Source organism: Streptomyces fildesensis, from assembly GCF_016107395.1.
GTDB lineage: Bacteria > Actinomycetota > Actinomycetes > Streptomycetales > Streptomycetaceae > Actinacidiphila > Actinacidiphila fildesensis.
Genome location: NZ_JAAIKO010000003.1, coordinates 132,075 through 144,668, shown reverse-complemented (window position 1 = coordinate 144,668; position 12,594 = coordinate 132,075). Strand labels below are relative to the sequence as shown.

The 12,594-nt window shown below is 68.0% G+C and carries 12 protein-coding genes; 6 read left to right on the top strand and 6 right to left on the bottom strand.

Annotated features, from left to right (window positions below; translation table 11 throughout):
- Positions 1–36: 36 nt before the first annotated feature.
- The 3 genes from C6N31_RS06505 to C6N31_RS06495 form a co-directional block, all read right to left on the bottom strand.
- On the bottom strand, positions 37–1,326 hold the full coding sequence (locus tag C6N31_RS06505) for an MFS transporter (protein WP_198357238.1): 1,290 nt from the start codon (positions 1,324–1,326) through the stop codon (positions 37–39).
- A gap of 147 nt (positions 1,327–1,473) precedes the next feature.
- The gene (locus C6N31_RS06500; protein ID WP_138351159.1) at positions 1,474–2,553 is read right to left on the bottom strand and encodes an inositol-3-phosphate synthase; all 1,080 of its coding nucleotides are present in this window, start codon (positions 2,551–2,553) and stop codon (positions 1,474–1,476) included.
- A 20-nt stretch (positions 2,554–2,573) separates the two neighbouring features.
- Positions 2,574–3,224, bottom strand: coding sequence for a PadR family transcriptional regulator (locus C6N31_RS06495; RefSeq protein WP_138351158.1), 651 nt, complete (start codon positions 3,222–3,224; stop codon positions 2,574–2,576).
- Between the two features lie 381 nt (positions 3,225–3,605).
- Between C6N31_RS06495 and C6N31_RS06490 the strand changes: the two genes are divergently transcribed.
- Together C6N31_RS06490 and C6N31_RS06485 are read left to right on the top strand one after the other, a co-directional pair.
- Positions 3,606–6,344, top strand: coding sequence for a transglycosylase domain-containing protein (locus tag C6N31_RS06490; RefSeq protein WP_198357237.1), 2,739 nt, complete (start codon positions 3,606–3,608; stop codon positions 6,342–6,344).
- Positions 6,345–6,437: 93 nt separating this feature from the next.
- The gene (locus tag C6N31_RS06485; protein ID WP_138351156.1) at positions 6,438–7,979 is read left to right on the top strand and encodes a glycosyltransferase family 87 protein; all 1,542 of its coding nucleotides are present in this window, start codon (positions 6,438–6,440) and stop codon (positions 7,977–7,979) included.
- A gap of 18 nt (positions 7,980–7,997) precedes the next feature.
- Here C6N31_RS06485 and C6N31_RS06480 read toward each other — a convergent pair whose 3' ends face one another.
- The 3 genes from C6N31_RS06480 to C6N31_RS06470 form a co-directional block, all read right to left on the bottom strand.
- Positions 7,998–9,029: an alanine racemase gene (locus C6N31_RS06480; RefSeq protein WP_138351155.1), complete on the bottom strand. Its 1,032-nt coding sequence runs from the start codon at positions 9,027–9,029 to the stop codon at positions 7,998–8,000.
- A 36-nt stretch (positions 9,030–9,065) separates the two neighbouring features.
- Positions 9,066–10,187 (bottom strand): lipid II:glycine glycyltransferase FemX, encoded by a 1,122-nt coding sequence (locus tag C6N31_RS06475; RefSeq protein ID WP_138351154.1) that lies wholly within the window; start codon positions 10,185–10,187, stop codon positions 9,066–9,068.
- A gap of 97 nt (positions 10,188–10,284) precedes the next feature.
- Positions 10,285–10,587, bottom strand: a complete 303-nt coding sequence (locus C6N31_RS06470; RefSeq protein ID WP_138351153.1) for a hypothetical protein — start codon at positions 10,585–10,587, stop codon at positions 10,285–10,287.
- Between the two features lie 256 nt (positions 10,588–10,843).
- Here C6N31_RS06470 and rpsF point away from each other — a divergent pair, with 256 nt between their 5' ends.
- The 4 genes from rpsF to rplI all read left to right on the top strand — a co-directional run bounded on the left by rpsF (position 10,844) and on the right by rplI (position 12,552).
- Positions 10,844–11,134 (top strand): 30S ribosomal protein S6, encoded by a 291-nt coding sequence (rpsF, locus tag C6N31_RS06465; protein WP_138351152.1) that lies wholly within the window; start codon positions 10,844–10,846, stop codon positions 11,132–11,134.
- Between the two features lie 65 nt (positions 11,135–11,199).
- Positions 11,200–11,808, top strand: coding sequence for a single-stranded DNA-binding protein (locus tag C6N31_RS06460; protein ID WP_138351151.1), 609 nt, complete (start codon positions 11,200–11,202; stop codon positions 11,806–11,808).
- A gap of 43 nt (positions 11,809–11,851) precedes the next feature.
- Positions 11,852–12,088 carry a 30S ribosomal protein S18 gene (gene rpsR / locus C6N31_RS06455; RefSeq protein WP_031512678.1) on the top strand — a complete coding sequence of 79 codons (237 nt, stop codon included), beginning with the start codon at positions 11,852–11,854 and terminating at the stop codon, positions 12,086–12,088.
- Positions 12,089–12,105: 17 nt separating this feature from the next.
- Entirely contained in the window at positions 12,106–12,552 is a 447-nt protein-coding gene (rplI, locus tag C6N31_RS06450; RefSeq protein ID WP_138351150.1) for a 50S ribosomal protein L9, read from the top strand.
- Positions 12,553–12,594: the final 42 nt, after the last annotated feature.

The following is a 12,594-nucleotide window of genomic DNA, read 5'->3' as shown; positions in this document are numbered from 1 at the left end:
AATGGGATGTATGAGCGACGTAAGAACGGGCGAACACTACTGGAGACCCCTGACACGGAGCATCGCCAGGGCCACCACCGCGTACAGCAGGGCCAGTAGGGCGATCAGCAGAGCGGACCGGCCGTCCGGCGGAAGCATCAGGGCGGCGACCGCCGCGGCGCCGACGAAGGCGACGTTGAAGGCCACGTCGTAGAGCGAGAAGACCCGTCCCCGGTACGTGTCGTCGACCGAGGACTGGACGACGGTGTCGGTGGCGATCTTGGCGCCCTGGGTGCAGATGCCCAGGGCGAAGGCGGCCACCAGCATGGGCGCGGGGTCGAACGGCAGGGCCAGCGGCGGGAGAAGCACGGCGGCGGACCCGGCGCAGACCGTGATCCAGCCGGCGGTGCCGAAGCGGGCGGTGGCCCAGGGCGTGACGACGGCGGCGGCGAAGAAGCCCGCACCCGAGACCCCCACCGCGAGTCCGAGCAGGGCCAGCCCACCGCTGCCGTCGTCGCCCGGCCGGTCCGACGCGGTGTTCCAGGCGTAGCGGCACAGCATCAGCAGGACGACGGTGAGTGCGCCGTAACAGAAGCGCAGGGCGGTCATGGCGGCCATGGCCCGCACCGCGGCCGGGCGGCTGCGCAGATGGCGCAGCCCCTCCGCGAGGCCGTGCACGGTGCCGGTCAGCGCTGTGCCGAGGCGTGGTTGGACGAGGTCCGGGTCGGGGCCGAGGAGGTCGCGGTCCAGGGCGAGGGCGGCCAGGCCCGCGCAGAGGTAGACGAACGCGGCGAGCAGCACCACGGTCGCGTCGGCTCCGGCGCCCTTGGCGAGGCCGAGGTGGACGAGGAAGGCGAGGCCGCCGCCGGCCGTCGCGGCCAGCGTTCCCGCTGTCGGCGACAGCGAGTTGGCCATCACGAGCCGCTCCCGGTCCACGACGCGCGGCAGCGCGGCCGACAGCCCGGCCAGGACGAAGCGGTTGACGGCGGTGACGGACAGCGCCGACAGATAGAACAGCCAGTCCGGGACATGCGCCAGGATCAGCGCGGCCGTGCCGCAGGACAGCACCGCGCGCAGCAGGTTGCAGTACAGCAGGACCTGGCGGCGCCGCCAGCGGTCCAGCAGCACCCCGGTGAACGGCCCCAGCAGCGAGTACGGCAGCAGGAGCACGGCCATCGCTGAGGCGATGGCGGCGGGGGACGCCTGCTTCTCGGGCGAGAACACGACGTACGTGGCGAGCGCGACCTGGAAGACGCCGTCGGACAGTTGGGACAGCAGGCGCACCGCGAGCAGCCGCCGGAAGTCGCGCAGCCGCAGCAGTACGCGGAGATCGCGCACAACAGCCATGGGCACAGCCTCACATGACGCGTCAGGCCCCGGGTGCACCACCCGGGGCCTGACGGTTACGCGTCGTGCGTGATCGGCGGTTCAGCGGCGATCAATGGCGATCGGCGGTTACGTGCCGATCGACCGGTGAGCCAGAGCCGGCTGGGCTCAGCGCTCGACCTCGCCCTTGATGAACTTCTCGACGTTGTCGCGGGCCTCGTCGTCGAAGTACTGCACCGGCGGGGACTTCATGAAGTACGAGGACGCCGAGAGGATCGGGCCACCGATGCCGCGGTCCAGGGCGATCTTCGCGGCACGCACCGCGTCGATGATGACGCCGGCCGAGTTCGGGGAGTCCCAGACCTCGAGCTTGTACTCCAGGCTCAGCGGGACGTCACCGAAGGCGCGGCCCTCGAGGCGGACGAACGCCCACTTGCGGTCGTCGAGCCACGCCACGTAGTCCGACGGGCCGATGTGCACGTTGTCGGCACCCAGGTCGCGGTCGATCTGCGAGGTGACGGCCTGCGTCTTCGAGATCTTCTTCGACTCGAGGCGGTCGCGCTCCAGCATGTTCTTGAAGTCCATGTTGCCGCCGACGTTCAGCTGCATGGTGCGCTCCAGCAGGACACCGCGGTCCTCGAAGAGCTTCGCCATCACACGGTGCGTGATCGTGGCGCCGACCTGCGACTTGATGTCGTCACCGACGATCGGCACACCGGCCTCGGTGAACTTGTCCGCCCACTCCTTGGTGCCGGCGATGAAGACCGGGAGGGCGTTGACGAACGCGACCTTGGCGTCGATGGCGCACTGCGCGTAGAACTTCGCAGCGACCTCGGAGCCGACGGGCAGGTAGCAGACGAGAACGTCGACCTGACGGTCCTTGAGGATCTTGACGATGTCGACCGGGGCCGCGTCCGACTCCTCGATGGTCTCGCGGTAGTACTTGCCGAGACCGTCGTGGGTGTGACCGCGCTCGACGGTGACACCGCTCTGCGGAACGTCGCAGATCTTGATCGTGTTGTTCTCGCTGGCGCCGATGGCGTCCGCGAGGTCGAGGCCGACCTTCTTCGCGTCGACATCGAAGGCGGCCACGAACTCGACGTCACGCACGTGGTAGTCACCGAACTGCACGTGCATGAGGCCAGGCACGCGGCCGTTCGGGTCGGCGTCCTTGTAGTACTCGACACCCTGCACCAGCGACGCGGCGCAGTTGCCCACGCCAACAATGGCTACGCGAACCGAACCCACGGTTGCTCCCTGTGTAATCGTCACGCGGTTCCCCGGTCTCCGGGTTGGCCGCCATGTTCTTGAGTGTTGCGGTCTTGTGTGTTGTCGTCCTGCTTGGCCGACGGGCGCGTGGTGCGCCCGTTGCGCTCGGTCTCGATCAGCTCGTTGAGCCAGCGGACCTCGCGCTCCACCGATTCCATGCCGTGCCGTTGCAGCTCGAGCGTGTAGTCGTCGAGCCGCTCACGGGTGCGCACCAACGAGGCGCGCATCTTGTCCAGGCGTTCCTCGAGGCGGCTGCGCCGCCCCTCGAGGACGCGCATCCGAACGTCCCGTGACGTCTGGCCGAAGAAGGCGAAACGAGCCGCGAAGTGCTCGTCCTCCCATGCGTCCGGCCCTGAGTGGGCGAGGAGCTCCTCGAAGTGCTCCTTGCCCGCCGTGGTCAGCCGGTAGACGATCTTCGCCCGGCGGCCGACGAGGGGAGCGGCCAGCGGATCCACGTCCGGAACCGTCTCCTCGATCAACCAGCCCTGGGCGACCAGCGTCTTCAGGCAGGGATAAAGGCTGCCGTAGCTGAACGCGCGGAACACACCGAGCGAGGTGTTGAGCCGCTTGCGCAGCTCGTAACCGTGCATCGGGGATTCGCGCAGCAGGCCGAGAACAGCGAATTCGAGGATCCCGGAGCGCTTGCTCACTGCCCCCGCCTCTCCGTCCTGGCCACCGCTGAACCCGGGTCCGCCCCGGTGTGTGGTGGTGCTTGTGCCGACTCGATGTATCGACTCGATACATCGCGACGATAGAACGGCTTGATCTATCTGGCAAGGCGGCCCGCGGTGACCGGTGTCACATCGGGAAACCTGTGAAGGCCCAGCCGCCCGTTATGTGACGAAGGTTGGTGTCACAGGGCTTTTGAGCCTGCGTACTCTGTTCGCCATGCAGAGCACCGGGAACCCTGTGACGCGCGTGAGCGTCTTGGTCCTGGGTGCAGTGCGGCCTGACACTGCCGCACTCAGGGGGACCCACGGATATTCATTGCCGCCTTCAGGCGATCCCGCCTGTTCTAGGAGTAGCTGTTCATGAGCGATCACCGTCGCAAGCCGCCGCAGTCGCCCGGCGGCGGCCGCGCAGCCGCCCGGCGCGGAGCGCAGCAGCAACCGCCGCCGTCGTCCGGTGGCCGGCGCGCCGCAAACCCGCCGTCCCAGGGACCGTCATCGGGCGGATCCGCCGGTGACGGGCCTTCCTATCCCGGCCGCGCGGCTGCTCGCCGTGCTTCGCAGGGCGGTCGCCGCCGTGCGGCGAACGCTGCCGAGGGCGCGGGTGTCGCGGAAGGCGCGGGCGGTTCCGGTGGCGGCGGGCGCCGCAGGACCGGCGGTGGTGGCAGCGGCAGCGGCAGTGGCAGTGGTCCCGGCCGTCCCCCGAAGAAGCGCTTCATCGACTATCCGCGCTGGGGCAAGACCGGCTGGCGCCACTGGATGCCGTCCTGGAAGCAGGTCACGTCGCTGACCATCGCGTTCCTCGGCACGCTGGTCGGTATCGCGGGCATCGCGTACGCGATGGTGAAGGTCCCGAACGTGAACCTGGCCGCCACCGCGCAGAACAACGTCTACTACTGGGACGACAACACCCCGATGATCGCGACCGGCGGGGAGATCAACCGCCAGATCGTGCCCATCGAGTCGATCCCGAAGGCGATGCAGAACGCGGTCATCTCCGCGGAGAACAAGAGCTTCGAGGGCGACAGCGGCGTCGACCCCATGGGTATCGCGCGAGCCCTGAAGAACATGGCCACCGGCGGTGAGGTGCAGGGTGGTTCGACGATCACCCAGCAGTACGTCAAGAACTCCCGGCTCGACCAGTCGCAGACGATCACTCGTAAGTTCAAGGAACTGTTCATCTCGATAAAGGTCGGCGCCAGTGTGAGGAAGCCGGACATCATGGCCGGCTACCTCAACACCTCCTACTACGGGCGGGGTGCCTACGGGATCCAGGCCGCGGCCCGGACGTACTTCGGGGTCGACTCCGACAAGCTCAACCCGAGCCAGTGCGCGTTCCTTGCCGCGCTGCTCAAGGGCCCGACGTACTTCGACCCGGCCGGTGCGGTGGACATCGACCAGCACGCCACCCCCGAGGCCAACAAGGCACGGTCCATGGACCGCTGGAAGTGGATCCTTGACGAGGAGGTCAAGGACGGCCGCCTGGAGCCCGCGGATCGCGCGAAGTACACGGCGTACCCGATGCCGGGCCCGGTGAAGAAGAACGCGCAGATGGCCGGGCAGATCGGCTATCTGGTGGGGCTGGCCAAGTCCTACGTCACCAGCAACACCAACGTCACGGCCGACATGCTGACCAAGGGCGGCTACCAGATCCACACCACCTTCAACAAGAAGAAGGTGGCGGAGCTGGAGGCGTCGATCAAGGCGGTCCGCGACAAGAACCTGAAGCCGGACACCCGTAAGGACACCTCGGGGAAGAACACCACCCTGGACAAGGACGGCGGGTTCGTCGACAAGTTCGTGCAGTTCGGTGGCGCCTCGATCAACCCCAAGGACGGCGCGATCATCGCCATCTACGGCGGTACCGACGCGACGCAGCACTTCACCAACAACGCCGACGAGACCGGCGCGCAGGTCGGGTCCACCTTCAAGCCGTTCGTCCTGGCGGCCGCGATGACGCACGGATCGCGTGACCCCAAGGGGGGGCCGGAGCAGGGTGACGACGAGCGCACCAAGGTCTCGCCGAAGAGCATCTTCAGCGGTAAGAACGACCTGAAGATCAACACCTACGACGGCAAGCCCTGGCACGACAACAAGGGCGACGAGTGGACCCAGCCGAACGACGACGGCGAGTCCGAGGCGAAGGTCACGCTGCGCGAGGCCATGGAAAAGTCGATGAACTCCCCCTACGTCCAGCTCGGTATGAACGTGGGCACCGACAAGGTGCATGACGCCGCGATCGCGGCGGGTCTGCGGCCCTCCTCGTCGAACGGTCTGAACGACTACAAGAACAGCGTCACGTACTCGATCGGCACCTCGTCGCCCAGCGCGATCCGGATGGCCGGGGCGTACGCGACGTTCGCCGCGAACGGCACGCAGAACGACCCGTACTCGGTCACCAGCGTGTCGGACAAGAGCGGACAGATCTACAAGCACGAGAAGAAGTCGAAGGTCGCCTTCGAGACGAACGTGGCCGACACCGTCACCAACGTGCTGCAGGGCGTGGTCCAAAAGGGCACCGGCGAGCCGGCGAAGCTCGACGACGGCCGCGAGGCCGCGGGCAAGACCGGTACCACCGACGACAACAAGTCGGCCTGGTTCATCGGCTACACGCCGGCGCTGTCGACCTCGATCGGTATGTGGCGACTGGACGACAAGGCCGAGGCCAGCAAGAAGACCTTCCTGTCGATGTACGGGACCGCCGGCAAGGCGAAGATGCACGGTAATTCGTTCCCGGCGCAGATCTGGCACGACTACATGACCGAGGCCCTCAAGGGCACCCCGAAGCAGACCTTCAACGAGCCGTCGAGCGATCCCGGCGAGGTGATGTACGCGCCGGGCACCAGCCCGACGCCCACGCCGTCGCAGACGACGCCCAGCCAGACCCCGTCGACGACCAAGCCTCCGACGACGCCCACGACGACGCCGCCCACGTCGCCGTCGAACACGCCGAGCGGTACGCCGCCGACGTCCTGCGGGCCGCTCGACTGGCCGCCGTGCAACCACACACCCGGTGGTGGCGGCAGCACCTCGCCGACGCCCTCGACCACCCCGCCCCGCAACAACGGCGGCGGTGGGAACAACAACGGTTTCTCCGACTGACGGATGAGCCGTCAGCAGTGCGGCCGGGGCCGCGGAGGGCCAATGCCCTCCGCGGCCTCCTGCCTTCCGGGGCCATGCGGCAGGATGTCCGGCATGACGAGCGTGCGCGAAGACGACCAGCTGGAGGCCCTCGTGCCGCCGACCGACGAGGATCCGCTGGCCGCATCCGCCAGCGAGGTCATCGGCGGGCCGCTGGGACGCCGGGCGGAGATCAGCACCCACCGCTGGTGGAACCCGCTGCGGGTCCTGGTGATCCTGGTCATCGGCATGTTCGCGCTCGGGATGGTGCAGAAGCTGCCCTGCTACAACAGCGGCTGGTTCCAGCCGGGTGACGCGCAGTACATCCACGCCTGCTACTCCGACATCCCGCACCTGTTCGGCGGCCGCGGTTTCTCCACGGGGATCGTGCCGTACTTCGACCGGATCCCGGACGAGGTCTCCACCGACTTCCACTATCTGGAGTACCCGGTCCTGACCGGCCTCTTCATGGAGGTCGCGTCCTGGTTCACCCCGGACGGCGGCTCGGAGCAGCACCGGGAGCAGATCTACTGGCTGGTCAACGCGGGCATGCTGATGGTCTGCGCGGTGGCCCTCGTGGTGTGCGTCGCGCGCACCCACCGGCGCCGGCCCTGGGACGCCCTGCTCGTCGCGCTCTCCCCCGCGCTGGCGCTGAGCGCCACCATCAACTGGGACCTGTTCGCGGTGGCGCTCACCGCGGGAGCCATGCTGATGTGGTCCCGCAGCCGCCCGCTGGCGGCCGGCGTCCTGCTCGGCCTGGCCACTGCCGCCAAGCTCTATCCGCTACTGCTGCTGGGGGCGCTGTTCGTGCTCTGCCTGCGGGCGGGCCGGCTGAGGGCCTTCTGGACGGCCGTGGCGGGTGCGGTGGGCGCGTGGCTGGTGGTGAACCTGCCGGTGATCCTGCTGGCGCGCGACGGCTGGGCGAAGTTCTACTCGTTCAGCCAGGAACGCCGGATCGACTACGGCTCCATCTGGCTCGTCATCAGCCAGCAGACCGGCAAGCCGCTCGACGGCGTCAACTCCTACGCCGTCGCCCTGATGCTGCTGCTCTGCGCGGCCATCGCGGGCCTCGCGCTCTACGCGCCCCGGCGTCCCCGCTTCGCGCAGCTCGCCTTCCTCGTCGTGGCCGCCATAGTGGTCGCCAACAAGGTCTACTCGCCCCAGTACGTGCTGTGGCTGCTGCCGCTGGCCGTGCTCGCCAGGCCGCGCTGGCGGGACTTCCTGGTGTGGCAGGGCTCCCAGGTCCTGTACTTCCTGGGCATCTGGATGCAGCTCGCCTATGTGACGGGCGGCAACAAGCACCACGGGCTGCCCCAGGACGGCTACCACCTGGCGATCGTCATCCACCTCCTCGGCACGCTGTACCTGTGCGGCGTGGTGGTGCGGGACATCCTGCTGCCGGAACGCGACGTGGTGCGCTGGGACGGCGAGGACGACCCGTCCGGCGGCGTGCTGGACGGCGCGCCGGACGTGTTCGTGCTCGGCAGGGCCCATGAACCGCGGCACGCGGCCCCCTTCACCGGGATGCCGGTGGAGTGGGGCGTGGAACGGCACGCACCGGCGGGACAGCGGCCCGTGGAGGGCGGCGGTGCCGCGACAGCGGCTGAGACCGGCTGAGAGGCGTCCTGCTGCGGCTCAGCGGTCCAGGACGCGGTCGAACTGGGTGGTGGTGTGCCGCAGGTGCGCCACCAGCTCGTCACCGACCGCCGGCGGGGCCACGTCGTTGGGCAGGAAGAGGATGGAGACCTGCATGTGCGGGGGCTCCGCGAACCACCGCTGCTTGCCCGCCCACACGAACGGCGACAGGTTGCGGTTGACGGTGGCCAGGCCGGCCCGCGCGACACCCTTGGCGCGGGGCATCAGGCCGTGCAGGGCCTTGGGCGCTTCGAGCCCGACCCCGTGGGAGGTCCCGCCCGCGACCACGATCAGGTGGCCGTCGTCGGAGGCCTTCTGCTGGCGGTACCCGTAGCGCTCGCCCTTGGCGATGCGCGTGACGTCCAGGACCGCACCGCGGTACTCGGTGGCCTCGTGGTCGCCGAGCCACATCCGGGTGCCGATCCGGGCACGGAACTTGGTCTGCGGGAACTGCTGCTGCAGCTGGCCGAGCTCATGCGCCTTGAGGTGGCTGACGAACATCGTGTGCAGCGGCAGCCGGGCGGCGCGCAGCCGCTCCATCCAGCCGAAGACCTCCTCCACCGCGTCGGAACCGTCGGTGCGGTCCAGCGGCAGATGGATGGCGAAGCCCTCCAGCCGTACGTCGTCGATGGCGGCGTGCAGCTTGACCAGGTCGTCCTCGGCGACGCCGTGGCGCTTCATGCTGCTCATGACCTCGATGACGACCCGCGCGCCCACCAGCCCGCGCACGCCCTCGACGGAGGACACCGACCGGATCGCACGGTCCGGCAGCGGTACCGGCTCCTCGCCGAGCCGGTACGGGGTGAGGACCAGGAGGTCGCCGCCGAACCAGTCCTTGATCCTGGCGGCTTCGTAGGTCGTACCGACCGCGAGCATGTCGCTGCCGAGCCGGGTCGCCTCGTCGGCGAGCCGCTCGTGTCCGAAGCCGTAGCCGTTGCCCTTGCAGACCGGGACTATGCCGGGGAACTGCTCGGCCACGGACTGCTGGTGCGCACGCCAGCGTGCGGTGTCGACATACAGGGTGAGCGCCATGGCCTGGTCAGGACCTTTCCTTCGTCTGCTCGCCGGTCAGCGGCGGGACATGTAGATGTCGAGTGCCTTGTGGAGCAGTTTGTTGAGGGGGAAATCCCACTCGCCCAAGTATTCGGCGGCCTGGCCGCCCGTGCCCACCTTGAACTGGATCAGGCCGAACAGGTGGTCCGTCTCGTCGAGGGAGTCACTGATGCCGCGCAGGTCGTACACGCTCGCCCCGAGGGCGTACGCGTCCCTGAGCATCCGCCACTGCATCGCGTTGGACGGCCGGACCTCCCGCTTGTGGTTCGCGGAGGCGCCGTAGGAGTACCAGACGTGCCCGCCGACGATCAGCATGGTGGCCGCGGCCACCGCCTCGCCCTCGTGCACGGCCAGGTACAGCCGCATCCGGTTGGGGTCCTCGTTGTTGAGCGAGGTCCACATCCGCTGGAAGTACGACAGCGGGCGGGGCCGGAAGTGGTCGCGCTCGGCCGTCACCTCGTACAGCTTCTGCCAGACCGGGAGGTCGTCGTAGCCGCCCTGCACGACCTCGACGCCGGCCTTCTCGGCCTTCTTGATGTTGCGGCGCCACAGCTGGTTGAAGCCCTTGAGGATGTCGTCCAGCGAACGGTTCTCCAGCGGCACCTGGTAGACGTAGCGCGGCTGCACATCACCGAAGCCTGCGCCGCCGTCCTCGTTCTGCTGCCAGCCCATCCGGCGCAGCCGGTCGGCCACCTCGAAGGCGCGGGGCTCGATGAACGTCGCCTCGACGTCCCGCAGCCGCTTCACGTCCGGGTCGGAGATGCCGGCCTTGATGGCGGGCGCGTCCCAGCGGCGGATGACGACGGGCGGGCCCATCTTCACCGTGAAGGCGCCCTGCTGCTTGAGGTGCGCCAGCATCGGCTGGAGCCACTCGTCCAGGTTCGGGGCGTACCAGTTGATGACCGGGCCCTCGGGCAGGTACGCGAGGTACCGCTTGAGCTTGGGGATCTGCCGGTACAGCACCAGGCCGGCGCCGACGATCTGGCCGGTTTTGTCGTCGAACCAGCCGAGGTTCTCGGAGCGCCATTCGTTCTTGACATCCGCCCATGCCGGAACCTGGCAGTGACTGGCCGAGGGCAGGCTCTGGATGAATGCCAGATGCTGCTCACGGCTGATGGTCCTCAGGGTCAAGCTCATGCGGGGCGCTCCCCATCGCTACGACTGCGGTCTTATCTGCGCCGAAGCCTACTGCGATCGGGGAACCGCCCCGCCAGCCCTGTGGACAAGTCTCCGGTCAGCCGCCGAAGAACCCTCCGTGTGCCATACCCAGGTAGAAGCCGACCGCGGCCGCGCCGAGCCCGATGATCAGCGCGAAGCGTTCGGCGGTGGTGACCGAGATGAATTGCCCGTATCCCCCGGTGATGATCCCGGCCAGGCCGGTCAGGGAACTGAGCAGATGCAGGCTGTCGAAGATCGACGTGACGATGGCGATGCCACCGAGGACCAGGCTGACCGCGACCAGCGTGTTCTCCAGGGGATGGGCCTGGCCGTCGGTGTTGAACCTGAGGCGATGGGTCCGAGCCGCTTGCTGTGCCATGGGAGACCTCCGTAACGGAGCCGTAGCGCATCGTAGCGCCGTTCCTACCCGATGTGTACAGATTGAGGGCATTAGCGGCCGGATTTCAACCGGAGGCGGTTGTCCGGGTAGTCTGTACGGTCTGCACCGGTGTCTGCGCTGGTCCACAACGATCCACCGTGATTGTCAGTGGTCGGCGCTACCGTTGCGACGCAATGCAAACCCTCCTGCCACGGAAATGCCGTGGCCGCTGAGTCCAAAGGAGGTGGGTTCCACAATGCGTCACTACGAGCTCATGCTCATTCTCGACCCCGATCTCGAGGAGCGCGCTGTCTCCCCGCTGATCGAGAACTTCCTCACTGTCGTCCGCAACGGCGGCGGCAGCGTGGAGAAGGTCGACACCTGGGGCCGTCGTCGCCTCTCGTACGAGATCAAGAAGAAGGCCGAGGGTATCTACTCGGTCGTCGACCTCAAGGCTTCGCCCGAGGTCGTCAAGGAGCTCGACCGTCAGCTCAACCTGAACGAGTCGGTTCTCCGGACCAAGGTCCTCCGCCCGGAACTGCACTGAGCCTGCGGGCTTAGAGCAGTACCGGTTCCGAGAAGCAGCCAGCACACCGCCGAGAGGTCACCACCATGGCAGGCGAGACCGTCATCACGGTCGTCGGCAATCTCGTCGACGACCCCGAGCTGCGCTTCACCCCGTCCGGTGCGGCGGTCGCGAAGTTCCGTGTCGCGTCCACACCCCGCATCTTCGACAAGCAGACCAACGAGTGGAAGGACGGCGATGGCCTCTTCCTCACGTGCTCGGTCTGGCGTCAGGCGGCGGAGAACGTAGCGGAGTCGCTGCAGCGAGGCATGCGCGTCATCGTGCAGGGCCGGCTGAAGCAGCGGTCCTACGAGGACCGCGAGGGCGTCAAGCGGACGGTCTACGAACTGGACGTCGAGGAAGTCGGCGCCAGCCTGAAGACCGCGACCGCCAAGGTCACCAAGACGACCGGCGGCGGCCGTAGCGGCCAGCAGGGCGGTTACAGCGGTGGCGGTGGCGCACAGGGCGGCCAGGGTGGCGGCAACTGGGGCGGAAGCTCCGGCGGCGGCCAGCAGGGCGGCGGCGGTGCTGCTACCGACGACCCCTGGGCGACCAGTGCTCCGGCCGGCGGTGCCCAGCAGGGCGGCGGCGGAAGCTGGGGAGGGAACTCCGGTTCCTCCTCCGGCGGCGGCTTCTCGGACGAGCCGCCCTTCTAAGGGCGTCACGACACCAACTTCTTGATCAAACAGGAGAGACATCATGGCGAAGCCGCCTCCGCGCAAGCCTAAGAAGAAGGTCTGCGCGTTCTGCAAGGACAAGACCGTTTACGTGGACTACAAGGACACGAACATGCTGCGGAAGTTCATTTCCGACCGTGGCAAGATCCGTGCCCGCCGCGTGACCGGCAACTGCACGCAGCACCAGCGTGACGTCGCCACGGCCGTGAAGAACAGCCGTGAGATGGCACTGCTGCCCTACACGTCGACCGCTCGCTAAGGAAGGGTGACCGAAACATGAAGATCATCCTCACCAACGAGGTCTCCGGCCTCGGCGCCGCAGGCGATGTCGTAGAGGTCAAGTCCGGCTACGCCCGCAACTACCTGGTCCCGCGCGGTTTCGCGATCGCCTGGACCAAGGGTGGCGAGAAGGACGTAGAGCAGATCCGTCGTGCGCGTCGGATCCGTGAGATTCACACCCTTGAGGACGCGAACGCCGTCAAGGCGAAGCTGCAGTCCGTCAAGGTGCAGCTGACCACCCGCGCGGGTGACAGCGGCCGACTGTTCGGTTCCATCACGCCGGCCGACATCGCTGCGGCGATCAAGGCCGCCGGTGGCCCGGACGTGGACAAGCGTCGTGTCGAGGTCGGTACGCCGATCAAGACCCTCGGCGCCCACAAGATCTCGGTGCGTCTGCACCCCGAGGTCGAGGTCAAGCTCGACCTTGAGGTCGTTGCTGCCTGATCTGCCGCGCTTCGGCGCAGCGCGAAGGACCGGTACCCCGCA

Coding starts and splice junctions, on each gene's coding strand:
- C6N31_RS06505 (WP_198357238.1), bottom strand. CDS start 1,326: ATGGCTGTTGTGCGCGATCTCCGCGTACTGCTGCGGCTGCGCGACTTC.
- C6N31_RS06490 (WP_198357237.1), top strand. CDS start 3,606: ATGAGCGATCACCGTCGCAAGCCGCCGCAGTCGCCCGGCGGCGGCCGC.
- C6N31_RS06485 (WP_138351156.1), top strand. CDS start 6,438: ATGACGAGCGTGCGCGAAGACGACCAGCTGGAGGCCCTCGTGCCGCCG.
- C6N31_RS06480 (WP_138351155.1), bottom strand. CDS start 9,029: ATGGCGCTCACCCTGTATGTCGACACCGCACGCTGGCGTGCGCACCAG.
- C6N31_RS06475 (WP_138351154.1), bottom strand. CDS start 10,187: ATGAGCTTGACCCTGAGGACCATCAGCCGTGAGCAGCATCTGGCATTC.
- C6N31_RS06470 (WP_138351153.1), bottom strand. CDS start 10,587: ATGGCACAGCAAGCGGCTCGGACCCATCGCCTCAGGTTCAACACCGAC.
- rpsF (WP_138351152.1), top strand. CDS start 10,844: ATGCGTCACTACGAGCTCATGCTCATTCTCGACCCCGATCTCGAGGAG.
- C6N31_RS06460 (WP_138351151.1), top strand. CDS start 11,200: ATGGCAGGCGAGACCGTCATCACGGTCGTCGGCAATCTCGTCGACGAC.
- rpsR (WP_031512678.1), top strand. CDS start 11,852: ATGGCGAAGCCGCCTCCGCGCAAGCCTAAGAAGAAGGTCTGCGCGTTC.
- rplI (WP_138351150.1), top strand. CDS start 12,106: ATGAAGATCATCCTCACCAACGAGGTCTCCGGCCTCGGCGCCGCAGGC.